This window comes from Geodermatophilus aquaeductus (assembly GCF_900182545.1).
GTDB lineage: Bacteria > Actinomycetota > Actinomycetes > Mycobacteriales > Geodermatophilaceae > Geodermatophilus > Geodermatophilus aquaeductus.
Window position 1 is genome coordinate 43,710 of the sequence record NZ_FXTJ01000003.1, and the last position, 25,266, is coordinate 68,975.

A 25,266-nucleotide genomic window follows, 5' to 3' on the forward strand; every position below is an offset into this window, starting at 1 on the left:
CCCGGGCTGCCTCAGAGTGACCCCGGTGGATCCCCCACCGTGGCCGGCGGTCCTGGTCCGACAACCGGGAGACGATCCTTGAAGAAGAGAGCTCTTCCCCTCGTCGTGGGCGCTGCGCTGGTGATGGCGGTGCCCGCGACGGCGAACGCGGCACCACCCCCGGAGGACGCCGCCGCGGCCCCGGCGCGGGCGCACGACCTGCCCAACCCGCTCGGCGACAAGCAGCGCGAGCTGCGCCAGCAGGCCCTCGAGCAGGTCCTGCAGGGTGAGTCGACACCGCAGGGGGCCAACCGGGTCGTCGAGGTGGCGCGGGGTCAGTACGTCGAGTTGGCCCAGGAGGACAGCGACGCGATCTGGACCGTCCTCGGCGAGTTCAGCGACCTGCCGCACAACCAGATCGAGCAGCCGGACCGGACGGTGGACAACACCACCATCTGGGCCGAGGACTTCTCCCAGCCCTACTTCGACCAGCTGCTCTACTCGTCGGCCGACGGGGTCAACTCGGTCGCCAACTTCTACGAGGAGCTCTCCTCGGGCCGCTACACCGTCACCGGCGAGGTCGAGGACTGGGTGCAGGTCCCCGGCGCGGGCGCGTCCTACGGCGAGGGCGACGACGGCCAGCGCCCGTGGGCGTTCGTGAACGACACCGTCGACACCTGGTACGTGAAGCAGCTGGCGGCCGGCAAGACCCCGGCGGAGATCGACCAGTACCTCTCGCAGTTCGACGTCTGGGACCGCTACGACCACGACGGCGACGGGAACTTCGACGAGGCCGACGGCTACATCGACCACTTCCAGGCCGTGCACTCCGGCATGGGCGAGGAGGTCGGCGGCGGCGTCCTCGGCGAGGACGCCATCTGGAGCCACCGCTGGTACAACCAGCAGACCCGCATCGGCGCCGGCGGCCCGACCCTCGGCGACGGCACGGTCAACCCGCTCGGCGGTACGCGGGTCGGCGGCTCGCGGTACTGGATCGGCGACTACACCGTCGAGCCGGAGAACGGCGGCGTCGGCGTCTTCGCCCACGAGTTCGGGCACGACCTCGGCCTGCCCGACCTCTACGACACCTCCGGCAACAGCGGCGGCGCGGAGAACAGCACCGCCTTCTGGTCGCTCATGTCGTCGGGCTCCTACGGCAACAGCGGCGAGCCCGCCGACGGCATAGGCACCCGGCCGACCCACATGGGCGCGTGGGAGAAGCTGCAGCTGGGCTGGCTGAACTACGAGGTGGTCCAGCCCGGTGCCCGCGCCAACACCCGGCTCGGCCCGGCGTCGGCGAACACCAGGCAGGCCCAGGCGCTCGTCGTCCTCCTGCCCGACCGCGAGGTGACCACGACCGTCGGCACGCCGTTCGAGGGTCCGGACTTCTGGTACTCGGGCTCGGGTGACGACCTCGACCACACGATGCTGACCGCCAAGCCGGCCGGCGCGACCACGCTGACGGCCAAGGTGAGCTACCAGATCGAGCAGGACTGGGACTACGCCTACGCCGGCTACGTGGCGGCGGACGGCAGCTTCACGCCGCTGCCGACCAACCGGTCGACGACCACCGACCCCAACGGCCAGAACTTCGGCAACGGGATCACCGGCACGACCGGTGGCGAGTGGGTCGACCTGACCGCCGACCTCAGCGCCGTCCCGGACGGTGCCCAGGTGGGCTTCCGGTACTGGACCGACGGTGCCGCCAGCGAGCCCGGCCTGCTGGTGGACGACGTGAAGCTCGGAGGCGCCCCGGCGACGGCCTGGACGCTCGACGGGTTCACCGTCACCCCGGGCACGGCGACGGAGTCGTTCTTCAACGCCTACATCGCCGAGAACCGGGCCTACACCGGGTACGACGCCGGTCTGCGCACCGGCCCGTACAACTTCGGCGACCCGGCCCGTCCGGACTGGGCCGAGCGGCTGCCCTACCAGGACGGCCTGCTCATCAGCTACTGGAACGAGCAGTACACCGACAACAACGTCGGCGCCCACCCCGGCGCGGGCCTGATCCTGCCGGTCGACGCCCACCCCGGGCTGCTCTACGAGCCCACGGACGACGAGGGCACCGACCGCACCGACGGCGAGAGCTGGCGGCCGCGGGTCCAGTCCTACGACTCCACCTTCGGGCGGCAGGCGACGGACCGGATCACGCTGCACGACCCGGACACCGGCGTGGCCGGCACCTTCGGCGGCCTGCCCGCCGTGCCGACCTTCGACGACACGCAGGACTGGTACGTGGCCCCCGGTGAGCTGCCGGACGCCAACGGCTGGACCGGCGTCCAGGTGCCGAACACGGGCACCCGGATCACCGTGGTCAGCAGCAGCGCGCAGGACACCTTCATGCAGGTGCGGGTGAACTGACCCGCAGCGCGCAAGGACGGCCCCCCGGCACCCGCCGGGGGGCCGTTCTGCGTCCGGGCTCAGGCGGGGACGGGCGGGACGAGGACGCCCAGCAGCCGGCGCACGACGTCGGCGTCGCCCTCCACGCGCAGGTCCCCGGCGGCCAGGGCGTCGTCGAGCGGCCGGCGGCCGAAGGCGACCGGGCGCAGCACCGCCGGCGGGCCGGCGAGCACGGCGTCGGGCCGCCCGTCGGCGCCGCGGACGGCGGCCAGCCGCCCGCCGGCGACGGTGAGGGTCACCCGGTCCGGGGTGCCGGGGTCCTCGACGAGCAGTTCCACCCGCGCCGACCAGCCGGCCAGCCGGCCGGGGTCGGCGACCGTGCGCAGCGCCAGGACGAAGGCGTCGGTCGTCAGGTCGCCGGTCGAGGTCTGCACGGTGCGCGAGCCCCAGCGGCCGAGAGCGACCAGCACGTCCTCGAGCTCCCGGCCGCGCGGCGTGAGCGCGTAGACGCGACCGCCCACCGGCGGCCCGGCCACCGAGCGGGTGACGATCCCGGCGGCCTCCAGGTCGCGCAGCCGCTGGCTGAGCACGGTGGGGCTGCTGCCGGTCAGGCCGCGGGCGAGGTCGGTGTAGCGCTTGGGCCCGAGCAGGAGCTCGCGCACGACCAGCAGCGCCCACCGCTCCCCCACGGCGTCGAGGGCGCGCGCGACCCCGCACGGGTCGTCGTAGCTGCGGCGGTCGGGCACGGCGACGACGGTACCCGCTTGCGCTACGTTCCTGCTAGCGACTACTACTACTTCCGTAGCAGTCGGGCCGAGGAGGAGCGATGGGCAGCATCACGATCGTCGAGAACGTCAGCCTGGACGGCGTCGCGCAGGCGCCGGGGTCGCCCGACGAGGACACCCGCGGCGGGTTCAGCCAGGGCGGCTGGTTCGCCCCCTATCCCGACGAGGTCCTCGGCCAGGTGATGGGCCGTGGGATGGCCGCCGAGGGCGCGATGCTCTTCGGCCGGCGGACCTTCGAGTCGATGCAGTCGGCGTGGGCCGGCACCACCGACAACCCGTTCGGCCCGGTGCTCGACGCCAAGCAGAAGTACGTCGTCACCCGGGACGCCGGCTTCTCACCCACCTGGGCGAACACCACGGTGCTCGCCGGGGACGCCGCCACGACCGTCGCCGACCTCAAGGGCTCGGTCGACGTCGACCTCACCGTGCTCGGCAGCCCGGACCTGCTGGCCACCCTGCTCCCGGCGGGCCTGGTCGACGACGCGTGGCTCGCCGTCGCGCCGGTCGTCCTCGGCGTCGGCCGGACCCTGTTCCCCGCCGGCGCGCAGCTGCGCTGGGAGCTCGTCGAGTCGGTGCCCACGACCACCGGCGTGGTCCTCACCCACTACCGGCTCGCGCGCTGAACCCTTCCCCGCCGGCGAGGACCGTGGTGCGGTGGCCCGCATGCCCCCCACGCTGTACGAGTGGGCCGGCGGCGCTCCGGCCTTCCGGCGCCTGATCGACGCCTTCTACGACCGGGTCGAGCGCGACGACCTGCTCGGCCCGCTGTTCCCCGGCGGGGTGCACGAGGCGCACCGCGCGCACGTGACGCTGTGGTGGTGCGAGGTGTTCGGCGGGCCGGCGGGCTACACCGAGGAGCTCGGCGGCTACGAGCGGATGCTGGCCCACCACCGCCGGCTGGGGTTGGTGCCCGAGCAGCGCTTCCGCTTCGCCACGCTCATGAGCCGCGCCGCCGACGACGCCGGCCTGCCCGACGACCCCGAGTTCCGCGCGGCCTTCGTCGGCTACGTCGAGTGGGGCACCCGCCTGGCGCTGGCCAACTCCCAGCCGGACGCCGCCGTCGCCGAGCACGCCCCCGTGCCGCGGTGGGGCTGGGGCGTGGCGCCGCCCTACCAGCCGGGCTGAGGACGATGGGGCGGTGACCTCCCCGCTGCCCGCCGCGCTCGCCACCGGCCCCGTCGTGCTCGACGGCGGCCTGTCCACCGAGCTGGAGGCCCGCGGGCACGACGTCACCTCGGTGCTGTGGTCGGCGCGGCTGCTGCGCGACGACCCGGGCGCCGTCGTCGCCGCGCACGCGGCCTACGCCGCCGCGGGTGCGCAGGTGGCGACGACGGCCAGCTACCAGGCGACCGTCGAGGGCTTCGCCGCCGTGGGCGTGGAGCGGGACGAGGCGCTGGCGCTCGTGGCCCGCTCGGTTCACCTGGCCCGCGAGGGCGCGCCGGGCGCGTGGGTCGCCGGGTCGGTCGGGCCCTACGGCGCCGCGCTGGCCGACGGGTCGGAGTACACCGGCGCCTACGTGGCCGAGGTCGGCGTCGACGCGCTGCGCGCCTTCCACCGGCCGCGGATGGCGGCGCTGGCCGACGCCGGCGCCGACGTGCTGGCCTGCGAGACGCTGCCGGCCGCCGCCGAGGTCGAGGCGGTGCTGGCCGAGGCGACGTCGCTCGGCGTGCCGGTGTGGCTGTCGCTGACCACCGTCGTGGACGCCGGCGGTGTGGCGCGCACGCGGCGGGGCGAGCCGGCGGCAGAGGTGTTCGCGATGGCGCGCGGCGTGCCCGAGGTGGTCGCGGTCGGCGTCAACTGCACCGACCCGGCCGGGGTGCTGCCGGCGCTGGAGGCCGCGACCGCCGCGGGCGTGCCGCTGGTGGCCTATCCGAACAGCGGCGAGGGCTGGGACGCCGCCGCCCGCCGCTGGACCGGCACCGGGCAGGTCCCCGCCGACGACGCCGCCGCATGGGTGCTCGCCGGCGCCCGGCTGGTGGGCGGCTGCTGCCGGGTCGGCCCGGCCGGCATCGCCGCGCTGGCGACGCCCCTCGGCGGCTGAGGGTCACGTCCAACCGCGCCGCGTGGTGCCCGACCTCGCGCTGCAGGGTGAGGTCGGGCACCACGGCGCGAGGCCGGTCAGAGGATGGGGTTGCCGCCGGTCACCGCGACCCGGGCGCCCGACACGTAGGACGCCTCGTCGCTGGCGAGCAGCACGTACACCGGCGCGAGCTCGGCGGGCTGCGCGGCGCGGCCCAGCGGCACCTGCTGGCCGAAGCTGGCCACCTTCTCCTCGGGCATCGTCGAGGGGATCAGCGGCGTCCACACCGGCCCGGGGGCGACGCTGTTGGCCCGGATGCCCTTCTCCGCGTACAGCTGGGCGAGGCTGGCGGTGAAGTTGGCGATGGCCGCCTTGGTCATCGCGTAGGGCGCCAGCGTGGGGCTCGGCATGTCGGAGTTCACCGACGACGAGTTGATGATCGACGCGCCGGGCTGCATGTGCGGGATGGCGTCCTTGCAGAGGACGAACATCGCGGTGAGGTTGGTGGCGAGGGTGTGGTCCCACTCGTCGTCCGGGATCTCCTCCAGCGACTCGTGGGTCATCTGGAACGCGGCGTTGTTCACCAGGACGTCGACTCGGCCGAACTCCTCCACGGCCTTCGGGACAATCGTCCTGGCGTGCGCGCGGTCGGAGATGTCGCCGGGCACGAGCACGCACGTGCGGCCGGCCTCACGTACGTACTTCGCGGTGTCCTCGGCGTCCTCGTGCTCGTCGAGGTAGGAGATCAGGACGTCGGCACCCTCGCGGGCGAAGGCGATCGCGACCGCGCGGCCGATGCCGCTGTCACCGCCGGTGATGACGGCGGCCTTGCCGGTGAGCCTGCCCGACCCCTGGTAGCTCTCCTCGCCGTGGTCGGGCTTGGGGTCCATCTCGCCCAGCGTCCCGGGCGGGGTCTGCTGCTGCTCGGGCTGGGACTCGGGACGGGGTGACGACACGGGGTCTCCTCGGTGCGCGGGGCGGACGGCGCGCGACGGCGGGGTCGTCTCCCCCACGTCGCGCCGCCGTCCCGCCTACCCGCGCGCCCGCGTCCGAACCCGCCCGGACGGGGCGGCGGCCTCAGGCCGCGCGGACCGCCTGCAGCGGCGTCCCGGGAGCCATCTCCCAGCGCATCTCCATGTGCCGGCGGCCGTCCCGGCCGACGACGGGGACCCAGCGGACCAACGGTCGTTCCTCCACGCGCATGCTCTCATCCACCTCTCGTTCACCTGTTGTTCACCTTCTTACCTGATCGGCGCCGGGCATGCGGGGATGTACGAGTCGTTGCCGTTCCGTGACCCGGGCGGGCGTCCGCGGGAAGCGCGGCGCCGTCGGGCACGCTGGTGTGCACGATGACGACCTCCACGACGGCGGGGACCGCGCCCCTCCCCCTGCTCGACGACCCCGGCGACCTCTCCGCCCTGCGGGCACGCGGCAGCGACCCCGACGAGCTGTTCACCGCCTTCGCCGCCTGGGCCGAGGAGAGCGGCACGCCGCTGTACGCGCACCAGGAGGAGGCGCTGATCGAGCTGGTCAGCGGGGCGAACGTCGTCCTCGCGACGCCGACCGGCTCCGGCAAGTCACTGGTTGCCACCGGTGCGCAGTACGCCGCGCTGGCGGCCGGGCGGCGCAGCTACTACACGGCGCCGATCAAGGCGCTGGTGAGCGAGAAGTTCTTCGCGCTGTGCGGGGTCTTCGGCGCGGCCAACGTCGGCATGCTCACCGGCGACGCGAGCGTCAACGCCGGCGCGCCGGTCATCGCCTGCACCGCCGAGATCCTCGCCAACGTGGCGCTGCGCGAGGGCGCCGACGCCGACGTCGGCCTGGTCGTCATGGACGAGTTCCACTTCTACGGCGACCCCGACCGCGGCTGGGCCTGGCAGGTGCCGCTGCTGGAGCTCCCCCGGGCGCAGTTCCTGCTGATGAGCGCCACCCTCGGCAACACCGACCGGCTGCGCGAGGACCTCACCCGCCGCACCGGCCGTCCGACGGCGCTGGTGGCCGGCGCCGAGCGCCCGGTCCCGCTGCACCACTACTACGCGACGACGCCGGCGCACGAGACGATCCAGGAGCTGCTCGACACCCGGCAGGCGCCGGTCTACGTCGTCCACTTCACCCAGGCCCAGGCGCTGGAGCGGGCGCAGGCGCTGATGAGCGTCAACGTGTGCAGCAAGGAGGAGAAGGCCGCGATCGCCGAGGCCATCGGCGGGTTCCGGTTCACCTCGGCCTTCGGGTCGACGCTGTCGCGGCTGGTGCGCCACGGCATCGGCGTCCACCACGCCGGGATGCTGCCCAAGTACCGGCGGCTGGTCGAGCAGCTGGCCCAGGCCGGCCTGCTCAAGGTCATCTGCGGGACCGACACCCTCGGCGTCGGCATCAACGTGCCGATCCGCACCGTGGTGTTCTCTGCGCTGAGCAAGTACGACGGCACCCGCACCCGGCTGCTCAACGCCCGCGAGTTCCACCAGATCGCCGGGCGGGCCGGGCGCGCGGGTTACGACACGGCCGGCACCGTCGTCGTCCAGGCGCCCGAGCACGAGGTGGAGAACCTCCGGCAGTTCGCCAAGGTCGCCGACGACCCGAAGAAGCGCCGCAAGCTGGTGCGCAGGAAGGCGCCCGAGGGGATGGTGCCGTGGTCGCAGGCGACCATGGACCGCCTGGTGGCCGCCGAGCCCGAGCCGCTGTCGAGCCACATGCGGGTGACGACGGCGATGCTGCTCGACGTCGTCGACCGGCCCGGCGACCCGGTCGCAGCGCTGCGGCACCTGCTCACCGACAACCACGAGCCGCGCCGGCGGCAGCTGCGGCTCATCCGCGACGCGATCGGCATCGCGCGCTCGCTGCTGCAGGCCGGGGTGCTCGAGCGGCTGCCGGAGCCCGATCCCGACGGCCGCCGGTACCGGCTGACGGTCGACCTGCCGCCGGACTTCGCCCTCAACCAGCCGCTGTCGACCTTCGCGCTGGCCGCGATCGAGCTGCTCGACCCGGCGTCGTCCGCCCAGAATCCGTATCAGTTCGCCATGGACGTCGTCAGCGTCGTCGAGGCCACCCTCGACGACCCCCGGCAGATCCTGGCCGCGCAGCTGAACAGGGCGCGCGGTGAGGCCGTGGCGCAGATGAAGGCCGAGGGCATCGAGTACGACGAGCGCATCGAGCTGCTCGACGACGTCACCTACCCCAAGCCGCTGGAGGAGCTGCTCGAGCACGCCTTCGAGGTCTACGTGCGCAGCAACCCCTGGGCCGCCGACGCGCACCCCTCGCCCAAGTCCGTGGTCCGCGAGACGTGGGAGCGGGCCTTCACGTTCAAGGAGCTGGTCAACACCTACGGCCTGACCCGGGCGGAGGGCGCGGTGCTGCGCTACCTGTCCGACGCGGTCAAGGCGCTGCGGTCGGGGGTGCCGGCGGCGGCGCGCACCGAGGAGGTCACCGACGTCGTCGAGTGGCTGGGCGAGCTGGTGCGGCAGGTCGACTCCAGCCTGCTCGACGAGTGGGAGCAGCTGACCAGCCCGGACTCACCGCTGGAGGCGCCGGTCGCCGTCCCGGCCCGGGCCCGGCCGCTCACCGGCAACGAGCGGGCGTTCACCGCGATGGTGCGCAACGCGCTGTTCGCCCGCGTGCAGCTGTGGGCGCGGCGGCGCTGGTACGACCTCGGCGAGCTCGACGCCGGCTCCGGGTGGGACGCCGAGCGGTGGGGCGAGGTGGTCCGCGGCTACTTCGCCGAGCACGACGAGGTGCGCACCGGCGCCGACGCCCGCGGCCCGGCACTGCTGGTGTGGGACCGGGAGACGCCCGGCGTGTGGCGGGTGCGGCAGATCCTCGACGACCCCGCCGGCGACCACGACTGGGGCATCGACGCCGAGGTCGACCTGGCCGCCTCCGACGAGGCCGGCGAGCTGGTGCTGCGCGTCGTCGACGCCGGCCGCAAGGACGCGTGAGTGTCGCCGAGGCGCTCGCCGTGCTCGTGGCCGGGTGCGCGGCGGGCGCGATCAACGCCGTCGTCGGATCGGGGACGCTGGTGACCTTCCCGGTGCTGCTGGCCACCGGGCTGCCCCCGGTGACGGCGAGCGTGTCGAACACCCTGGGCCTGGTCCCGGGCAACGTCAGCGGGGCGGTCGGCTACCGCCGGGAGCTGGCCGGGCAGCGCGGCCTGGTGCTGCGGCTGCTGCCGGCCTCGGCGCTGGGTGCGCTGACCGGCGCCTTCCTGCTCCTGCACCTGCCCGCCGCGGCCTTCGAGGCGGTGGTCCCCGTCCTGGTGGGGCTGGCGGTCGTGCTGGTGGCCACCCAGCCGCTGCTGACCCGGCGGCTGGCCGCCCGGCACGCCGAGCCGGGGACGACCCCGCACGGCTGGCGGCTGACCGGGCTGGTCGCCGGCGCGTACGCCACCGGCAGCTACGGCGGCTACTTCGCCGCCAGCCAGGGCGTGCTGCAGATCGGGGTGTTCGGCCTGCTGCTCGCCGAGCCGCTGCAGCGCCTCAACGCGCTCAAGAACGTGCTCAGCGCCGTGGTGAACGCCGTCGCGGCGCTGGCCTACGTCGTCGTCGCCACCCACCGGGTCGACTGGGCCGCCGCCGGGCTGGTCGCCGGCGGCTCGGTGGTGGGCGGCGTCGTGGGCGCCCGCTACGGCCGGCGGCTGCCCGCGGCGGTCCTGCGGACGGCGATCGTCGTGCTGGGCTGCGTGGCCATCGGCGTGCTGGTGGCCCGGTGAACGTCGTCGAGGCGCTGCTGCTGGTGCTCGCCGGGGTCGGCGCGGGCCTGTGCGGCAGCATCGCCGGGCTGGCCTCCCTGGTGAGCTACCCGGCGCTGCTGGCGACCGGGCTGCCGCCGGTGACCGCCAACGTCACCAACACCGTCGCGCTGGTGCTCACCAGCGTGGGGTCGGTGAGCGCGTCGCGGCCCGAGCTGGCCGGGCAGGGCCGCCGGCTGGTGCCGCTGGCCGTCGCGGGAGTCGTCGGCGGGACGGCGGGCGCCGCGCTGCTGCTGCTCACCCCGCCGGAGGCGTTCGAGCGGCTGGTGCCGGTGCTCATCGCCGCCGCGGCGCTGGCGATCCTGCTGCAGCGCCCGCCGCGGGAGCTGGCCGAGGAGGGACGGCGGGTGCACGGCGAGCGCGACCCGTGGTGGCTGGTCGCCGGCACCGCCGCGGTCGCCGTCTACGGCGGGTACTTCGGCGCCGCGGCCGGCGTCCTGCTGCTCGCCCTGGTGCTGCTGGGCACCGGCGAGGGCCTGCCGCGCAGCAACGCGGTGAAGAACGTCGTCCTGGGCGCGGCCAACGCCACGGCCGCCGTCGGGTTCGTCGTGCTGTCGCCGGTGGCCTGGAGCGCCGCCCTCCCGCTCGCGCTCGGGTGTCTGGTCGGCGGCCGGCTCGGCCCCCGGGTGGTGCGCCGCGCGCCGCAGGCCGCGCTGCGCCGGCTGATCGGGCTGGCGGGGCTGGGCCTGGCCGTCGTGCTGGCGGTCGACGCCTACCGGTGAGACCTGGAGGACCCGGGGTGGTTCCCGGGTCCCCGTTGCGGGCAGGCTGTGCGGGCGATCGGGACGACAGGAGGCAGACGGTGGCGGAGACGGACGCGGCAGGGCGGTTCCTGCAGGCACTGAGCGAGCCGGCAGAGCCGGACGAGGGCGGCCTGGAGATGGTGCCCTCCCGGCTGGCCCGCGCGGCCGCGGAGGCGGTCGGTGTCGACGGCGCGGCGCTGAGCATCCACGAGGGGGCGGGGCTGCGGACGCCGATCGGCGCCAGCGACCACACCACCTCGCACGCCGAGCAGCTGCAGTTCACCACCGGTGACGGTCCCTGCCTGCGCGCCCACGACACCGGCAGCGCGATCGTCTTCGACCTCGAGGACATCGAGCGCAACTGGCCCGACCTGCACACCGCGCTGCTCGGCGAGACGCCCTTCCGGGCGGTGTTCTCGGTGCCCCTGGCCCCGCCGCTGGGGCCCACGGTCATCGTCGACCTCTACGCGCGGGACCTCGACACGCTCACGAAGGTCCCGCGCGACGACGTCGAGGCGGTCGTCCTGTGCCTGACCGAGGAGCTGGTGCGCACCTCGGGCGGCGCGTCCGCGGACGAGGGCGGCGCCCGGTGGTGGGACTCCCCCGCCGCCCGCCGCCGCAGCCGGGTGTGGCAGGCGACGGGCCAGGCCACGGTGGCGCTCGGCCTCGACGTCGTCGACACGCTCACCGTGCTGCGCGCGCACGCCTTCGCCACCGGCCGCGTGGTCGACGACGTCGCCGAGGACATCGTCGAGGGCCGGCTGGACCCCGCCGAGCTGCGCGACGAGAGCAACCGCTGAGCCGAAGCGGTCAGAGGTGACTCAGCGGGAGACGTAGGCGGCGAGGAACAGCACGAAGGCGCTCGAGCCGAGCAGCAGCCGCGCCGGGGTGAGCCCGTTGATCAGCCCCGCGGTGGCCTCCACCCAGGCGGGGCGGACGGCGGCCTCCCGCGCGCCGCGGCGGACCAGGCGGACCTCGTCGGCCAGCAGCGCCCCCGCCGCGCCGAGCATGGTCAGCCCGACGACGAGGAACACCAGCGCGAGGCCCTCGGCGAACGCGTCGGCCCGGCTCCGCAGCAGGAACAGGGCGACCAGCCCGGCCACCAGACCCACGACCGCACCGGCGACCGGCGCCCACGGGCCCATGCGGGTCAGCGGGTCGGTCCGGCGCGGGCGCACCACCGGCGGCCGCCCGGCCACGGGTCCGGTCGGGTGCTGGCCGCTCTCGACGACGGCCGCGGACGGCGTGCCCGGGGAGCCGCCGGGGGCAGGGGCGGCGGTACCGGGGGACGCCGGGCCCGCGCCGGTGGCCGTGGCACCGGCTCCGCCCGGACCGCTGCCCGGGACCGTCACGGGGGCGGTCGGCGGCGCGGTGGACACCCCCGCGGCGGGAGCCGGGGCGGTGGGCGGGGTGTTCGGCGGGGCGGTGTGCGTGGGGACGGGTGCGGGGACGGCGGGCTCGGTCATCACCCGCGACGCTAGGACGAACCCCCGACAGGCTCCGGCAGGTCGGCCGGGCGCGGCGGGACCCCGCGGCGACGCCCCGGGCCGCCGCGGCGCGCGGCCACGGCCCGTCGAACGGGCGTGACCGCGCGTCGTGGTCAGAGCAGCCGGCGGCTGTCCTCCGACACGACCCGCAGCCACCGGTACCCGTAGCCGTCGAGGGTGAGCTCCACCGCGCCGTCCTCCCCGATCGCCGTCGACTGGGTGACCAGCAGGTCCTCCAGCCGGTGCGAGGCGTCGCAGCCGTCCAGGCTCAGCGGCACGGTGCGCGGCTCGGGGCCCAGGTTGTGGACCGCGAGCAGCGTGCCGTCGTCCCACTCGCACACGTGCGCCAGGACCTCCGCGTGCGGCTGGTCGACCACCCGGAACGATCCCCACCCGAGCTCCGGCGACTCCCGGTAGCGGCGGACGAGCAGCTTCACGAACGACAGAATCGAGTCCTCGTCGCGGCGCTGGTCGGCGACGTTGACGAACTCCGGCGCGAAGCCGCCGCTGACCACCGGGCCGGGCAGCCGGTCGGCGTCGGCGGTGGAGAAGCCGCCGTTGACGCCCGAGGTCCACTGCATCGGGGTGCGCACGGCCAGCCGGCCCTCGGCGGAGAGGTCCTCGCCCATCCCGATCTCCTCGCCGTAGAAGAGCACCGGCGTGCCGGGCAGCGAGAACAGCAGGCTGTAGACCATGCGCACCCGACGCGGGTCGCCGTCGAGCATCGGTGGCAGCCGCCGGCGCAGGCCGCGGCCGTAGACCTGCATGCGCTCCTCGGGACCGAAGGCGGCGAAGACCTCCTTGCGCTCGTCCTCGGAGAGCTTGTCGAGGGTGAGCTCGTCGTGGTTGCGGACGAAGGTCGCCCACTGGCTGTCGGGGTCGACGAACGGCCGCTCGGTGAGCGCCTTGACCAGCGGGGCGGCGTCGTTGCGGGCCAGCGACAGGTACATGGCCTGCATGCCGACGAAGTCGAAGAGCATGGTCAGCTCGTCGCCGTCGTCGCCGCCGAAGAAGTCGCGCTGCTGGTCGTGCGGCAGGTTGACCTCGCCGAGCAGGACGCCGCTGCCGGTGCGCCGGCCGAGGAAGGACCGCAGCGCGCGCAGGTACTCGTGCGGGTCGGCGAAGCGGTCGCTCTCGGCGCCGCCCTCGGTCTCGAGGAAGAACGGGACGGCGTCGACGCGGAAGCCCGACAGGCCCAGCTGCAGCCAGAAGCCCATGATCTTGGCGACCTCGTCCCGCACCTGCGGGTTGGTCACGTCGAGGTCGGGCTGCTCCTTGTAGAAGCGGTGCAGGTACCACTCCCCCGTCGGCTCGTTGAACGTCCAGGTCGAGCTCTCCTGGTCGGGGAAGACCACCTGGTCGCTGGTGTCCGGCGGCTCGTCGTCGCGCCACACGTAGAAGTCGTGGAACGGGTCGTCCCTGCTCTGCCGGGCCCGCTGGAACCAGGGGTGCTCGATCGAGGTGTGGTTGACGACGAGGTCGGCGATCACGCGCATGCCGCGGTCGTTGGCGGTGCGGATGAACTCCACGAGGTCGCCGTGGGTGCCCAGCCGCGGGTCGACGCCGTAGAAGTCGGTGATGTCGTAGCCGTCGTCGCGCTCGGCGGTGGGATAGAAGGGCATCAGCCACAGGCAGGTGACGCCGAGGTCGGCGAGGTGCTCGATGCGCTGGGCGAGGCCGGCGAAGTCACCGCAGCCGTCGCCGTTCCAGTCCATGTACGTCTCGACGTCGAGGCAGTAGACGACCGCCGTCTTCCACCAGACGTCGGCCGTGTCGGTGATCTTCACCGGCCGAGACTGTCGACCCCGGCGCGCCGGAGCAACAGGACGACGCGGGCTCGTAGGTCCCGCCCGCGTGTCGTCGTGGCCGGCCCGCGCGAGTTGATCATCGGCCCCTCACCCCTGGTCCAGACCGCCCCGCACGAAGAGGTACACGAGGCCGATCAGGACCGCCACGACCACGGCTGCACCGAGCCGCAGTCGCTGCGGCATCCGTTCCGGCACGATCGCCGGCATCGCCAGGTAGAAGACCAGCCCCACGAGGCATCCGACCACCGCCGACGCGAGGGGTGAGTGCACCATCGATCCACGCTCTCCGGGGAAGGCGACCCCGGACAACGCGACGGGTCGGCGGCCACACGGTCGGGTGACCCGGTGAGTTGATCATCGGCTGCATGCACGCGACACGCGCGGACACGCCGGCGCGGGTGGCACGCAGCCGATGATCAACAGCGCGGCGGCCTACTTCAGGAGGGCGGGCTGCGGCTCCTGCTCCGGGCGCAGCGGCCGGGTCGCCACCGCGGGGGCCGGGCGGGTGACGCCGAGCTGCGGCAGCACGTGCTCGCCGAAGGCGTCGAGGAACGGCCGCTGCTCCTTCCCCACGTGGTGCAGGTAGACCTGGTCGAACCCGAGGTCGACGTACTCGGCGATCCACTGCGCGTGCTGCGCCAGGTCGGAGGAGATCCGGACGGCGGACCGGACGTCGTCGGGCCGCACGTGCGCGCTGGCCAGGTCGAAGGCGGTGGTCGTGTCGAGGTCCCAGCACAGCGGCGGTGGGAAGACGTTGCTGCGCCACTGGACGAACGCCACGTCGAGCGCCCGGTCCTCGTCGGGGTCCCACGACACGTGCACCTGGATGGTCAGCGTGCCCTGGCCGCCGGCGTCGCGGTAGGCGCCGATCACCTCGCGCAGGACGTCGTGCGGCTGGTTGATGGTGACCAGGCCGTCGGCCCAGTCGGCGTGCCGGGCTGCGGTGCGCGCGGTGACGGCGGGGGCGATGAGCGCCGGCTGCTGCTCGGGCAGCGTCCAGATCCGCGCCCGGTCGACGACGACCAGCCCGTCGTGGCTGACCTCCTCGCCGGCCAGCAGCGCACGGATGACGTCGATGCACTCGCGCAGCCGGGCGTCGCGGATGTCCTTGTTCGGCCACACGTGCCCGGTGACGTGCTCGTTCATCGCCTCACCGGAGCCGAGCGCGGCCCAGAAGCGCCCGGGGAACATCGCGCCGAGGGTGGCGATCGCCTGCGCCACGATCACCGGGTGGTAGCGCTGGCCGGGCGCGTTGACCACGCCGAAGGGCAGCGAGGTGGTGGCCAGCGCCGCGCCCAGCCACGACCAGGCGAAGCCGGACTGCCCCTGCCGCGGGTTCCAGGGCTCCAGGTGGTCGGAGCACATCGCCGCGGTGAAGCCCACCTCCTCCGCGTGGTGGACGGCGGTGAGCAGGTCCGCGGGGTGGATCTGCTCGTGGGAGTTGTGGAAGCCGATCACGGTCACCGGTCGTGCCTACCGCAGCGGGAGGCCCGGCGCCGGGCGGACCGGCAGGTGCCGCAACCGCTCAGGTCAGCAGGGCGGCCACGCCCGCGGGGTCGATGGCGACGTCGAGGTGGGCGCCCCGCCCGTCGCCGGCGACCGCCCACCCCCGCTCCCGGGCCGCCGCCGCGTCGGCGTCGTAGGCCGGCGAGAGGTGCACGTAGCGGGGCGCCGCGGTCAGCGGGGGCACGGCCACCCCCACCGACCACAGGTCCGCCGGCAGCCGGTGCCCCTCGGCGAGGACCGCGGCCCGCACCCGCTCGTCGGGCAGCAGACCGGTCATCGCGTCGAGGCCCCACCACGTCGTCCAGTCGGCCACCCGGCCGTCGTCGGCGACCAGCGGCGCCACGAGCCCGCGGACCGTCTCCGGCCACTCCGCCGTCCCGGACCCGGGCGGCAGGACGGCGTCGAGCCACACCGCCCGCCGCGCTCCACAGGCCGCCGCCACGGCGGGCAGCACGATGCCGGCCCCGGAGAACGCGACGACGACGTCGGCCGGGTCGGCAGCCGCCGCCCACCGCCGGTCCCAGCCGGCCGCGGACGGGCCCGCGGACGCCGGGTCCTGCACCAGCCCGCGCAGGTCGGGGACGGCGACCTCCGCGCCACGTCGGCGCAGCTCTCCGGCCAGCGGCCCGAGGACGGCGGGACCCAGCAGCGGCGGGTGCACCAGCACCCAGCGGTCGGCCACGGCGGTCAGTCTGCCGCCCGCAGCGCCGCGATCCACCACGCGACGGCCGGGACCGCGGGCTCGAACGGCGGCCAGCCGTTGAGGACGCCCAGCAGCTGCCGGTACCGCTCGACGCGGGCGTCGGTGAAGGTGGCCAGCCGGTCGGCCAGCGCGGCGCGCCGGCCCGGGGCGGCCTCCCGGCCGTCGTCGAGCAGCTCGGCCACCAGCGCCTCCGCGGCGGGGCTGCCCGGCGCGACGCCGTCGGCCAGCGCCTGCCGGCCGAGGGTCTGCATGCGCCCGGTGTCCAGCCCCGGGTCGGGGTCCTCCGGTGTGGCACCGGCACCCGCCACCGCCATCTCGCGGACGCGGGCGGCGAAGGAGTCGTCGGCGACCAGCCGCGCCAGCTCCAGCCAGGCGGCGACCTGCTCGGCGGTGGGCTCGTCGGGCAGCTCGGCGGGCAGCGACCGCATGGGTGCGGCCAGCCCGGCTCCCGGGGCGTCGGCGGGCAGCCCCGCGAACGCGCGGTCGACGAACTCGTCGATGACCTGCTGCCGCTCGCGGGCGGACAGCGCGGCGAGGTCGGACACGATCCTCATCTCCTCGGGGGTGGTGCCGGCGCGGGCCACGGCCTGCAGCAGGGCGCGGCGCAGCCGCAGCAGCCGGATCTCCGCGTCGAGCGCGTGCACGTGCTCGGCGGCGACCTCGGCGACGCTCCGGCGGGCGGTGAGCAGTTCGCGGACGGCGGGCAGCCCGAGCCCCAGCCCGCGCAGCGTGCGGACCAGGTCCACGCGGGCGACGGCGCGCGCGTCGTAGAGCCGGTAGCCGCCCGCCGAGCGGACCGGGGGGTCGACCAGCCCCTCGTCGGTCCAGAACCGGACGGTGCGCACCGGCACGCCCAGCCGCGCGGCCACCGCGCCGATGGTCAGCCGCACGCCGTCGTCCACGCCCGCGACCCTGCACCCTCCAGCGGGTGGAGGGTCAACCGCGGCAGAGACCGGCACCACGCCCGTCCTGCGCTGCGATCACCCCGGACCACCGTGAGGATCGGGGGGTGACACGCACCAGCAGCACCGACCGGTGGGGCATCGACGCCACCTGGCTCGACGCCCTCGACGAGGAACACGAGGTCGCGCAGGCCACCATCGAGCGCCTGCGGGAGGTGATCGGCGAGCCGCCCGAGGACCTCGAGCACCGGGCGCCCATCGTGGCGCGTCCCGGCGACGTCCTGGAGGTCGACGAGGCCGAGGTGACCCTCGAGGACGGGTCCGCCCGGCACGTCGACGGCGAGCTGCCGGCCGACTTCCCCCTCGGCTACCACTGGCTGCAGGAGCCCGGCGGGCCGCGGCGCCGGCTGATCGTGTCCCCCGGCCGCTGCTGGCTGCCCGAGGACCGCGCCTGGGGCTGGGCGGTGCAGCTCTACGCCACCCGCAGCCGCGGCAGCTGGGGCATCGGCGACCTCGCCGACCTGCGCGCCGTCCGCGAGATGGCCGCGGAGCAGGGCGCCGGCTTCGTGCTCATCAACCCGCTGCACGCCGTCGCGCCGACGCCGCAGCAGGAGGCCAGCCCCTACCTGCCGGCCACCCGCCGCTTCCGCAACCCGGTCTACCTGCGGGTCGAGGAGGTACCCGGCGCCGACCGGGTCGACCTCGACGGCGACGCCGGCCGGGCGCTGTCCGACGGTGAGCTCATCGACCGCGACGCGATCTGGGCGCGCAAGCGCGAGGTGCTGCGCCGGGTCTTCGACGCCACCGGCCGCGACGACCCCGCCTTCCCCGACTGGTGGTGGCACCAGGGGCAGAAGCTGCAGGACTGGGCCACCTGGTGCGCGCTGGCCGACGTCCACGGCCCGGACTGGCACACCTGGCCCGAGGAGCTGCGCGACCCGCGCAGCGGTGCCGTGGGCTCCTTCGTCGCCGAGCACGAGCGCGACGTCGCCTTCCACGCCTGGCTGCAGTGGTGCCTGTCGCTGCAGCTCGACCGCGCCACCGAGGGCATGACCGTCGTCCAGGACCTGCCGATCGGCGTGGCCGGCGGCGGCGCCGACGCGTGGACCTGGCAGGGCGTGCTGGCGCAGGGCGCCACGGTGGGCGCGCCGCCGGACGAGTTCAACGCGCAGGGCCAGGACTGGGGCTCCCCACCGCTGGTGCCCTGGCGGCTGCAGGAGTGGGACTACGAGCCGTTCGTCGAGTCGATCCGCGCCACCATGGCCGGCGCCGGGGGCCTGCGCATCGACCACGTGATGGGCCTGTTCCGGCTGTGGTGGGTGCCCTCCGGGGGCAGTGCCGCCGACGGCGCCTACGTCCGCTATCCGGCCGAGGACCTGCTCGACATCGTCGCGCTGGAGAGCCACCGCGCGCAGGCCGTCGTCGTCGGGGAGGACCTCGGCACGGTGGAGGACGGCGTCCGGGAGGCCATGGCCGAGCACGGCGTCCTGTCCTACCGCCTGCTCTGGTTCGAGGACGACGACCCCGCCGAGTGGCCCGAGGAGGCGATGGCCGCCATCACCACGCACGACCTGCCGACGGTGGCCGGGCTCTGGAGCGGCGCCGACCTCGAGGAGCAGCGCGAGCGCGGCACCGGCTCCGACGAGGACCTCGAGCGCGGCCGCTCGTCGCTGCTGGAGCGGCTGCCGGGGCTGCGGAGGAACGCCCGGCCGGAGACGGCGGTGAAGCGGGCGCACGAGCTGCTGGCGCGGGCGCCGTCGCTGCTGCTGTCGGCGACCCTCGACGACGCGCTGGCCGAGCGGCGCCGGCCCAACATGCCCGGCACCACCGACCGGCCCAACTGGTCCCTGCCGCTGCCGGTGCCCGTCGAGGACCTGCCGTCGCACCCGCTGCTGCGGGAGGTCGCGCGGACCCTGGCCGAGGGCGTCGCGGCGACGACCGACCCGGAGGAGGACGCGATCGGCGAGCAGGCCGGCGGGGAGGCCCGGCAGGGCGCCTGAGTAAGGACCCCCTGCCCCCCTCCCCGACGCTCGCGAGCTCGCGCCGGGACCCTGCAGGGGGCCGAACACACGTCCGGCGCGGCACCCGCTCGGGGTGCCGCGCCGGACTCGTGTTCAGCCGCGGATCAGGACTCGCGACCGTCCTGCTCGCCGCTGCCCGCGCCGCGGCCCTGGTCGAGGCCGTCGGTGCCCGGGCCCCCGATCAGGGTGTCGTCGCCGTTGCCACCGGTGAGCGCGTCGTCGCCGAAGCCGCCGAGCAGCCGGTCGTTGCCGTTGTCACCGGCGAGCGTGTCGTTGCCCGCACCGCCGCAGACCACGTCGTCGGCGTTGCCGCCGGCGATCGTGTCGTTGCCGCCGAGGCCCATGATCACGTCGACGCCGTTGGTGCCACGGAGCGTGTCGTTCCCGGCGGTGCCGCGGACCGTCGGGAGGAGGCCGTTGCAGCGCTCCTCCAGGTCGATCCCGAACACCAGCGGGTCGTGGTCGCTCGACCGGTAGGGGTTCGCGGCGTACAGCGCCGGGTCACCCGTGTACTGGTAGGCGAACGACTCGACCGAGTTGATGTTCCAGTGCACCAGGTCGGTGACCTTGGCCGTCAGCTCCGGCGTGGCCAGCGCGTGGTCCAGCGAGCCCGACAGGTTGTCGAACACGTAGCTGTAGCGGCCCTCGTCGAACTCCGTGCCGAGGTCGACGAAGCCGGCCTGCCGCAGCTCCTCGATCGGGTCCTCCTGGGTGTAGGCGTTCAGGTCGCCCATGAGCACCACGTCGGCGTCGCCGGTGCGCTGCTCGATCTGCGCCGCGAAGGCCGCCACCGAACGCGCCTGGCGGACGCGGTCGCCGTTCCACTGGCCCTGGCCGTCGCCGTCGTCGACGTTGTCGCCGGTGGCAGCGCCCGTGCTCTTGGACTTGAAGTGGTTGGCGATGACGGTGAACGCGTCGCCGTCCTTGACGAAGGTCTGCGCCTGCGGCTCGCGGGCGTTGGACCAGACGGCCTCGTCGACCAGCCCGACGGGAGCGCCGACGGGCTGCACGACGTCGTTGCGGTAGATGATCCCGTTGCGGATCACGTCCCGGTCGACGGCGTAGAGCTCCTGCGGCAGCGGGACGTAGCTCCAGACCGGCGCGCCCTCGGCGGTGTTCAGCCGGCGGACCAGGTCGGCCAGCGCGCTGTCGGCGTTGCCCGGCGAGTAGCCGGTGGAGTCGGTGTCCTCGATCTCGAGCAGGCTCACGACGTCGGCGCCCAGGGCCCGGATGGCCGGGACGATCTTGCCGGCCTGCTCCTCGAACTCCGCCGGGCTCGTGGCACCGCGGCCCTCGCCGCCGATGGTGAGGAAGTAGTTGAGGACGTTGAACGCGCCGATCTGCACGTCCCCGCCGACCGGCTCCGGGGCCGCCGTCCGGGTGTTCTGCGGCGCGAAGACGCCGGCTGCGGTGCCGTCGGCCGGCTGCAGCCGCCAGGCGGTGAAGCCGTAGCCGAGGACCAGCGGCTCGGCGAAGGACAGCGCGTCACCGACGCGGACCGGCGTGGTCGGCGACAGGTAGGGGCGGGTCGTGGTGCCGACCCGTGCGCTCAGGCCGTCGTCGAGGACGATGCTGCGCAGCGCGTTGTCCGCCGCGACCTCGGCGGCCTCCGGGGTACCCGGGCGGGCGAGCTCGGTGGGCTGCACGAGCAGCCCGCCCTCGGAGAGGGTCAGCTCGCCGAAGCTGGTGAGGTCGAAGACCTCGCTGACGGTGAGCGTGTCGGCGGGCGCCACGCGCATGCCCTCGAGCCGCTCGCGGGTGGCGTCGTCGGCGGGCAGGTCGAGCGGAGCGGGTGCCGGCAGGTCCGCGGCGGTGCCGTCGGCGCAGACGGCGACGTCGGTGCGCGAGGTGATCTGGGTCTGACCGCCGAACTCCTGCGCCTGACCAGTGACGGCGACGGTGTCGCCGAGGTCGACCGCGACCGGGCTGAACACGAACACGCCGTCGGAGGTCGCGGCGTCGCCGTCACCGTCGGGGTCCTGCAGGTAGAAGCCGGAGAAGCCCTCGACGTCGCCCACGACGACACCGCGCACGGTGACCGTCTGCCCCGCGAGCGGGGTGGCAGCGCCGGTGCCCTGCACGGCGCCGATCTCGTGCGTGGGCTCCGTGTCGCACACGTCGGTCCCGACCGGCGGCGGCTCCGTGGCCAGTGGCGGGTTCACCGCCCCGCGGGTCGCCGCCCCGGCCACCCAGGAGAACGTGTCGCCGGCAGGGGCGTCCAGCCGCGACAGCGACTGTCCGGTCGGGGCCTCGGTCTGGGTGACGCCGATGTCCGTGCTGGTCCTGCCGGACGCAGGGCCCCCGGTGGCCGTGAAGGAGCCCTCGTACGACAGGAACTCGAGGACCGTGCCGTTCTGGAGGAGTGCGAGACCGTCCGGGCTGCCGTTCTGCAGTCCTGGAGCGGCTGCCGCTACCGCCACCGACGCGTTCGCCGGCGCGGTGGTGGGGGCGAACGACAGCACGGGCGTGTACGTCGCACCACCGTTGCCGTTGTAGAGGACGACCGACAGACCGGCCGTGCTGGTCCCGGGCGGGAGGGTGACCTCGACGAACTCGCCGGCGTCGGCACCGACGCTGTCGTAGAGGATCTCGGAGATGTACGGCGTGGTGGGCGCGGCCGACGCGATGGTCGGCAGGCCCACGACGGCGAGCGACGCGGCAGCGGTGCCGAGTGCCGCCCGGCGCGCGAGGACGCGCCGGGGACGGGGGGATGAAGGCACGGAGGACCCTTCAGGCAGGTGCGGGGACGTGAGCGAGGCTAAGGACGCTCCGTGCACATACCAACAACGGGAAGTGACGACGGTGTGACTGCACGCGTGGTCTGTTATCCAGATCACAGCCGAGTCGGCGTGTCGCCCTGTCGACACGCCGCCATGCCGCTTCGACGGCCCGACGCCACTCGTCGAACGCGTGTTCGACCGCCGTGCCAGACTGCGCGGGTGGCAGGCGGGATGCACCGGGGCAGCTCACGGCCGTCGCTCGGCGAGCGCGCCGCCGACTCCGGCGTCGTGCCCCCGCCCGCACCTGACGTGCCGCGGCCCGGTCCGCGGGAGGCCGGCGCCGGCCGCCACTGCTGGGTGCACGCCCCGCCGGGCGCCGAGGGGACGGTCCCCGGGCTGCTCGTGGAGTGGCGCCAGCACTCCGGCGGCTGGCAGGGGCGGGTGGCCTACGCCGTCCCCGGCCCGCACGGCGCGGTCCTCGTCGAGGCCTGGCTGCCGGCGGGGTCGCTCCAGCAGCGCTGAGGTGTTTCCCCGCCCGCCCGGCGGCTATGGCCTCCCGTCGAGACCGATCGACGACGACGCAGCGGAGGTACCGCGATGACCACCCCACCCGACCGCCCCACCCTCGACGACGTCATGGACACCGAGGAGTCGGCGCCGCGCGACCGCCAGGCGCACGGCAAGACCGATCCCCGGCCGAACGACGACGCCCTGCAGCACCGCACCGAGCAGGAGCGGCAGGCCGTCGGCTCCGACGACGCCGACCCCGCCGGCGCGGAGTTCCACTCCGCCACCGACTGACCGCCGGCCGCCTCCCTGACCGTCGCCGCGCGGCGGTCAGGGGGTGGCGGCCACGACCTCCGCGACGGCGTCCCGGAACCGCGAGCGGGCCGGCGTCCAGCCCAGCTCGTCGCGGACGAGAGCGCCGCTGATGCGGAAGCTGGTGACCAGGCTGGCCACCAGCGTCGAGCCGAGCAGCAGCGAGATCAGCCCCGGCGGGACGCTCCCCGTCCGCGAGCGGCCGAGCGCGTCGGTGACCAGGTCGGTGAGCTCGCGCAGCCGCAGCGGCTCGTCGTGGACCACCGCGTAGGCCGCTCCCGGCCGCGCGCCGGTGAGCGCGGCGACGTAGGCGGCCGCGAGGTCGTCCACGTGCACGCAGCTCCACCAGTTGGTCCCCGCGCCGATGCAGCGCAGCCGGCCCCTGCGGGCCTGGTCCACGAACGCCGACGCGAACAGGCCGCCGGGGCCGTACACGAAGCCCGGGGACAGCCGGACGACGTCGAGACCGTCGGCGCGGTGCCGGCGGTCGAGCTCGGCGGCCTGCCGCGCGTGCCCCTCCCCCATCGGCGACGGCGACAGCGGCGTGCCCTCGTCGACGACGTCGTCCCCGTGGTCACCCCAGTCGAAGCAGCCGCCGGTGTAGACCAGCCGCGCGCCGGTGCGGGTGCAGGCGTCGGCCAGCGCCGCGGTCATCTGCGCGTCGGCGTCGAACACCGCCCGCGACCGCCGGCGGGTGAGCCGGGCCGGGACCGCGAGCTGCGCGGCGTGCACCACCGCGTCGGCGCGCTCGGCGGACGGCACGTACGCCGCGGGGTCGAGCATGTCGCCGCGCTGCAGGGTCGCCCCGGCGCGCTCCAGCGAGCCGGCCCGGGCGGGGTCGCGCACCAGCCCGGTGACCTCGTGCCCCGCGGACAGCAGCGCGCGGGCGACGGCGCCGCCGACGAAGCCCGTGGCACCGGTGACGAACACGTGCATGGCGACTCCCGGTGCCCGTCGGATCGGGCGACGCCAGCGGCTGCCGGCCACCGCGGACAGCCCCCGTCAGCGGCGGCCGAGGCTGGCGCTGCGGCCGAGCAGGAGCGCCAGCAGCAGCGCGCCGCCGATGCCGGTGCCCGCCACCGCGACCGCGCCCGGCCACCCGGCGGCCGCCCAGGCCCGTCCGGCCAGCGTGCCGCCCACCGAGGAGCCGACGTAGTACCAGAACGAGTACAGCGAGGCGGCCTGCCCGACCGGCCGCTCCCCCAGCGCGGCGCGCGCGGCCACCCACCCGCTGGCGACACCGTGTGCGGCGAAGAACCCGATCGTGAGCACCGCCAGGCCGGCGACGAACAGCACCAGCGGCGCGGCCAGCGTGAGCGCCAGCCCGGCCGCGGTGACCACCAGGGCCACCGGGACGACCACCCGCCGTCCGATCCGCTCGGCCAGACCCCCGGCCACCGGCGCGGCCACGGAGCCGAACAGGTAGGTGAGGAAGACCAGTCCCGTCAGCGTGGGCGACAGGCCGTAGGGCTCGCTCTCCAGCCGGAAGGTGCCGGCGTTGTAGACGGCCACGAACCCGCCCATGAGCAGCGCGGCCAGCGCGTACAGGCCGAGCAGCACCGGGTCGCCGAGACCGCGCGCGAGCTGGCGCAGCACCGGCGTGTGCCGCGGCACCGGCACGAAGCGGCGGGAGGCGGGCAGCAGCAGCCAGACGGCGACCGTGCACCCGACGGCGAGCGCCGCGATGCCGCCGAGGGCGGTCCGCCAGCCGCCGAGGTCGGCCAGCGCGCCTGCGACGACGCGGCCGGCCAGCCCGCCGATCGCCGTCCCGCCGACGAACAGCCCGATCGCCCGCGAGCTCACCGGGGCGTCGAGCTCCTCCCGCAGGTAGGCCACGCCGACGGCGGGCAGCCCGGCCAGCGCGAACCCCTGCAGGCCGCGCAGCCCGAGCAACACCTCCCACGCCGGCGCGACGGCGGTGAGGACGGCCAGGACGCCGGCGCCGGCCAGCGCCACGCGCAGCACCGGCGTGCGGCCGATCCGGTCCGACAGCGGCCCGAGGACGAGCAGCCCCAGCGCCAGCCCCGCCGTCGCCGCGGAGACCGACAGCGTCGCCGCGGCCGGCGAGACGGCGAAGGCGCGCGCCAGCTCCGGCAGCAGCGCCTGCGGCGCGTAGAGGACGGCGAACACCGCGAGCCCGGCGAGGAACACCGCCAGCGACGCCCGGCGCAGCGCCGGGTCCCCCGCCCGGTGGCCGCGGGGCAGCGGCCCGTTCCCGGGATCGGACGGGGACGGCACGCGCCCATCGTGCCGGGCTGCTGGGATGGGCCCGTGGCCCGCCTCCAGCCCGCCGACGTCGCCTGCTGGGTGCTCAAGACCGCGCGGCCGCCGCAGGAGACCGTCCCCGGGTGGCAGGCCGGGCAGGCGGCGACGTTCTCCCGGTGCCTGCGCCGCTCCTACCGGCTGGGGCTGATGGCGCCCGGCGCGCCGTGCCTGCTGTGGCGCAGCGGCCCCGACCGGCCCGGCGTGCACGCCGTCGGGGAGCTGGCCGGGGAGGTCGGCGAGGACGCCGGCGGCCCGGTCGTCGCCGTCCGGCTCACCCTGCTGGCCGCGCCCGTGCCGCGCGCCGAGCTGCTGGCCGATCCCGTCGCCCGCGACGCCGAGGTGCTGCGGATGCCGGCCGGCAGCAACCCCTCGTACCTCACGCCCGGCCAGTACGCCGCCGTCCTCGGCTCGCTGCGCTGACCGG

Annotated in this window: 24 protein-coding genes; 12 read left to right on the top strand and 12 right to left on the bottom strand. The window is 75.2% G+C overall.

Translation table 11 applies throughout. The features are described 5' to 3' along the window. Positions 1 to 78: 78 nt before the first annotated feature. Entirely contained in the window at positions 79 to 2,343 is a 2,265-nt protein-coding gene (locus FN207_RS09075) for an immune inhibitor A domain-containing protein (RefSeq protein WP_246065919.1), read from the top strand. Between the two features lie 59 nt (positions 2,344 to 2,402). On the opposite strand, the gene FN207_RS09080 is transcribed toward FN207_RS09075, so the two are convergent. Beyond that, on the bottom strand, positions 2,403 to 3,068 hold the full coding sequence (locus tag FN207_RS09080; protein WP_142458210.1) for a winged helix-turn-helix transcriptional regulator: 666 nt from the start codon (positions 3,066 to 3,068) through the stop codon (positions 2,403 to 2,405). 80 nt (positions 3,069 to 3,148) lie between these two features. On the opposite strand from FN207_RS09080, the gene FN207_RS09085 reads away from it, so the two are divergent. The 3 genes from FN207_RS09085 to mmuM are packed head-to-tail and all read left to right on the top strand — an operon-like array spanning position 3,149 to position 5,148. Then, positions 3,149 to 3,730 (top strand): dihydrofolate reductase family protein, encoded by a 582-nt coding sequence (locus tag FN207_RS09085; protein ID WP_142458211.1) that lies wholly within the window; start codon positions 3,149 to 3,151, stop codon positions 3,728 to 3,730. 40 nt (positions 3,731 to 3,770) lie between these two features. Next, on the top strand, positions 3,771 to 4,232 hold the full coding sequence (locus tag FN207_RS09090) for a group II truncated hemoglobin (protein ID WP_142458212.1): 462 nt from the start codon (positions 3,771 to 3,773) through the stop codon (positions 4,230 to 4,232). Positions 4,233 to 4,245: 13 nt separating this feature from the next. Further along, positions 4,246 to 5,148: a homocysteine S-methyltransferase gene (gene mmuM / locus FN207_RS09095; protein ID WP_142458213.1), complete on the top strand. Its 903-nt coding sequence runs from the start codon at positions 4,246 to 4,248 to the stop codon at positions 5,146 to 5,148. Between the two features lie 77 nt (positions 5,149 to 5,225). Here mmuM and FN207_RS09100 read toward each other — a convergent pair whose 3' ends face one another. Together FN207_RS09100 and FN207_RS26215 are read right to left on the bottom strand one after the other, a co-directional pair. Further along, positions 5,226 to 6,083, bottom strand: a complete 858-nt coding sequence (locus FN207_RS09100; RefSeq protein WP_246065921.1) for an SDR family oxidoreductase — start codon at positions 6,081 to 6,083, stop codon at positions 5,226 to 5,228. Between the two features lie 121 nt (positions 6,084 to 6,204). After that, complete coding sequence (locus FN207_RS26215; protein WP_185938263.1) at positions 6,205 to 6,342, bottom strand: hypothetical protein; 138 nt, start codon at positions 6,340 to 6,342, stop codon at positions 6,205 to 6,207. Between the two features lie 134 nt (positions 6,343 to 6,476). On the opposite strand from FN207_RS26215, the gene FN207_RS09105 reads away from it, so the two are divergent. From FN207_RS09105 to FN207_RS09120, 4 genes are all read left to right on the top strand, one after another. Continuing rightward, positions 6,477 to 9,059: a DEAD/DEAH box helicase gene (locus tag FN207_RS09105; RefSeq protein ID WP_142458214.1), complete on the top strand. Its 2,583-nt coding sequence runs from the start codon at positions 6,477 to 6,479 to the stop codon at positions 9,057 to 9,059. Then, complete coding sequence (locus tag FN207_RS09110) at positions 9,056 to 9,829, top strand: sulfite exporter TauE/SafE family protein (protein WP_142458215.1); 774 nt, start codon at positions 9,056 to 9,058, stop codon at positions 9,827 to 9,829. Before FN207_RS09105 ends, FN207_RS09110 begins: the two co-directional genes overlap by 4 nt. Next, positions 9,826 to 10,590, top strand: coding sequence for a sulfite exporter TauE/SafE family protein (locus FN207_RS09115; RefSeq protein ID WP_142458216.1), 765 nt, complete (start codon positions 9,826 to 9,828; stop codon positions 10,588 to 10,590). The genes FN207_RS09110 and FN207_RS09115 overlap by 4 nt, the downstream gene beginning before the upstream one ends. Before the next feature lie 80 nt (positions 10,591 to 10,670). Then, positions 10,671 to 11,411, top strand: a complete 741-nt coding sequence (locus FN207_RS09120; protein ID WP_142458217.1) for a hypothetical protein — start codon at positions 10,671 to 10,673, stop codon at positions 11,409 to 11,411. Positions 11,412 to 11,432: 21 nt separating this feature from the next. On the opposite strand, the gene FN207_RS26220 is transcribed toward FN207_RS09120, so the two are convergent. The 6 genes from FN207_RS26220 to FN207_RS09150 all read right to left on the bottom strand — a co-directional run bounded on the left by FN207_RS26220 (position 11,433) and on the right by FN207_RS09150 (position 17,017). Next, the gene (locus FN207_RS26220; RefSeq protein WP_185938264.1) at positions 11,433 to 12,077 is read right to left on the bottom strand and encodes a hypothetical protein; all 645 of its coding nucleotides are present in this window, start codon (positions 12,075 to 12,077) and stop codon (positions 11,433 to 11,435) included. A gap of 134 nt (positions 12,078 to 12,211) precedes the next feature. Next, on the bottom strand, positions 12,212 to 13,885 hold the full coding sequence (locus tag FN207_RS09130) for an alpha-amylase family protein (protein WP_142458218.1): 1,674 nt from the start codon (positions 13,883 to 13,885) through the stop codon (positions 12,212 to 12,214). Between the two features lie 108 nt (positions 13,886 to 13,993). Then, the gene (locus tag FN207_RS09135; RefSeq protein ID WP_142458219.1) at positions 13,994 to 14,179 is read right to left on the bottom strand and encodes a hypothetical protein; all 186 of its coding nucleotides are present in this window, start codon (positions 14,177 to 14,179) and stop codon (positions 13,994 to 13,996) included. A gap of 159 nt (positions 14,180 to 14,338) precedes the next feature. Further along, positions 14,339 to 15,370 carry a TIGR03885 family FMN-dependent LLM class oxidoreductase gene (locus FN207_RS09140; protein ID WP_142458220.1) on the bottom strand — a complete coding sequence of 344 codons (1,032 nt, stop codon included), beginning with the start codon at positions 15,368 to 15,370 and terminating at the stop codon, positions 14,339 to 14,341. A gap of 61 nt (positions 15,371 to 15,431) precedes the next feature. Beyond that, on the bottom strand, positions 15,432 to 16,094 hold the full coding sequence (locus FN207_RS09145; protein WP_142458221.1) for a hypothetical protein: 663 nt from the start codon (positions 16,092 to 16,094) through the stop codon (positions 15,432 to 15,434). A gap of 5 nt (positions 16,095 to 16,099) precedes the next feature. Continuing rightward, positions 16,100 to 17,017 (bottom strand): helix-turn-helix domain-containing protein, encoded by a 918-nt coding sequence (locus FN207_RS09150; RefSeq protein WP_142458222.1) that lies wholly within the window; start codon positions 17,015 to 17,017, stop codon positions 16,100 to 16,102. Positions 17,018 to 17,124: 107 nt separating this feature from the next. On the opposite strand from FN207_RS09150, the gene malQ reads away from it, so the two are divergent. Next, positions 17,125 to 19,017, top strand: a complete 1,893-nt coding sequence (gene malQ / locus FN207_RS09155) for a 4-alpha-glucanotransferase (protein ID WP_142458223.1) — start codon at positions 17,125 to 17,127, stop codon at positions 19,015 to 19,017. 125 nt (positions 19,018 to 19,142) lie between these two features. Here the strand turns inward: malQ and FN207_RS09160 are convergent, their stop codons facing one another. Continuing rightward, positions 19,143 to 21,758, bottom strand: a complete 2,616-nt coding sequence (locus FN207_RS09160; RefSeq protein ID WP_142458224.1) for an ExeM/NucH family extracellular endonuclease — start codon at positions 21,756 to 21,758, stop codon at positions 19,143 to 19,145. A 219-nt stretch (positions 21,759 to 21,977) separates the two neighbouring features. On the opposite strand from FN207_RS09160, the gene FN207_RS09165 reads away from it, so the two are divergent. Further along, a complete protein-coding gene (locus FN207_RS09165) occupies positions 21,978 to 22,280 on the top strand; it encodes a hypothetical protein (protein WP_246065922.1) in 303 nt (100 codons plus the stop codon). 75 nt (positions 22,281 to 22,355) lie between these two features. Continuing rightward, a complete protein-coding gene (locus FN207_RS09170) occupies positions 22,356 to 22,559 on the top strand; it encodes a hypothetical protein (RefSeq protein WP_142458225.1) in 204 nt (67 codons plus the stop codon). A 36-nt stretch (positions 22,560 to 22,595) separates the two neighbouring features. Here the strand turns inward: FN207_RS09170 and FN207_RS09175 are convergent, their stop codons facing one another. Both FN207_RS09175 and FN207_RS09180 read right to left on the bottom strand, forming a co-directional pair. Then, positions 22,596 to 23,513 carry an NAD-dependent epimerase/dehydratase family protein gene (locus FN207_RS09175; RefSeq protein WP_142458226.1) on the bottom strand — a complete coding sequence of 306 codons (918 nt, stop codon included), beginning with the start codon at positions 23,511 to 23,513 and terminating at the stop codon, positions 22,596 to 22,598. Between the two features lie 66 nt (positions 23,514 to 23,579). Further along, complete coding sequence (locus FN207_RS09180; protein ID WP_246065924.1) at positions 23,580 to 24,815, bottom strand: MFS transporter; 1,236 nt, start codon at positions 24,813 to 24,815, stop codon at positions 23,580 to 23,582. A 33-nt stretch (positions 24,816 to 24,848) separates the two neighbouring features. Between FN207_RS09180 and FN207_RS09185 the strand changes: the two genes are divergently transcribed. After that, entirely contained in the window at positions 24,849 to 25,262 is a 414-nt protein-coding gene (locus FN207_RS09185; RefSeq protein ID WP_142458227.1) for a hypothetical protein, read from the top strand. The last annotated feature ends 4 nt before the right edge of the window (positions 25,263 to 25,266 follow it).

Bases quoted from the DNA above. Each gene is read 5' to 3' on its own strand.
- FN207_RS09085 (WP_142458211.1), top strand. From the start codon at position 3,149: ATGGGCAGCATCACGATCGTCGAGAACGTCAGCCTGGACGGCGTCGCG.
- FN207_RS09090 (WP_142458212.1), top strand. From the start codon at position 3,771: ATGCCCCCCACGCTGTACGAGTGGGCCGGCGGCGCTCCGGCCTTCCGG.
- FN207_RS09105 (WP_142458214.1), top strand. From the start codon at position 6,477: ATGACGACCTCCACGACGGCGGGGACCGCGCCCCTCCCCCTGCTCGAC.
- FN207_RS26220 (WP_185938264.1), bottom strand. From the start codon at position 12,077: ATGACCGAGCCCGCCGTCCCCGCACCCGTCCCCACGCACACCGCCCCG.
- FN207_RS09135 (WP_142458219.1), bottom strand. From the start codon at position 14,179: ATGGTGCACTCACCCCTCGCGTCGGCGGTGGTCGGATGCCTCGTGGGG.
- FN207_RS09170 (WP_142458225.1), top strand. From the start codon at position 22,356: ATGACCACCCCACCCGACCGCCCCACCCTCGACGACGTCATGGACACC.
- FN207_RS09175 (WP_142458226.1), bottom strand. From the start codon at position 23,513: ATGCACGTGTTCGTCACCGGTGCCACGGGCTTCGTCGGCGGCGCCGTC.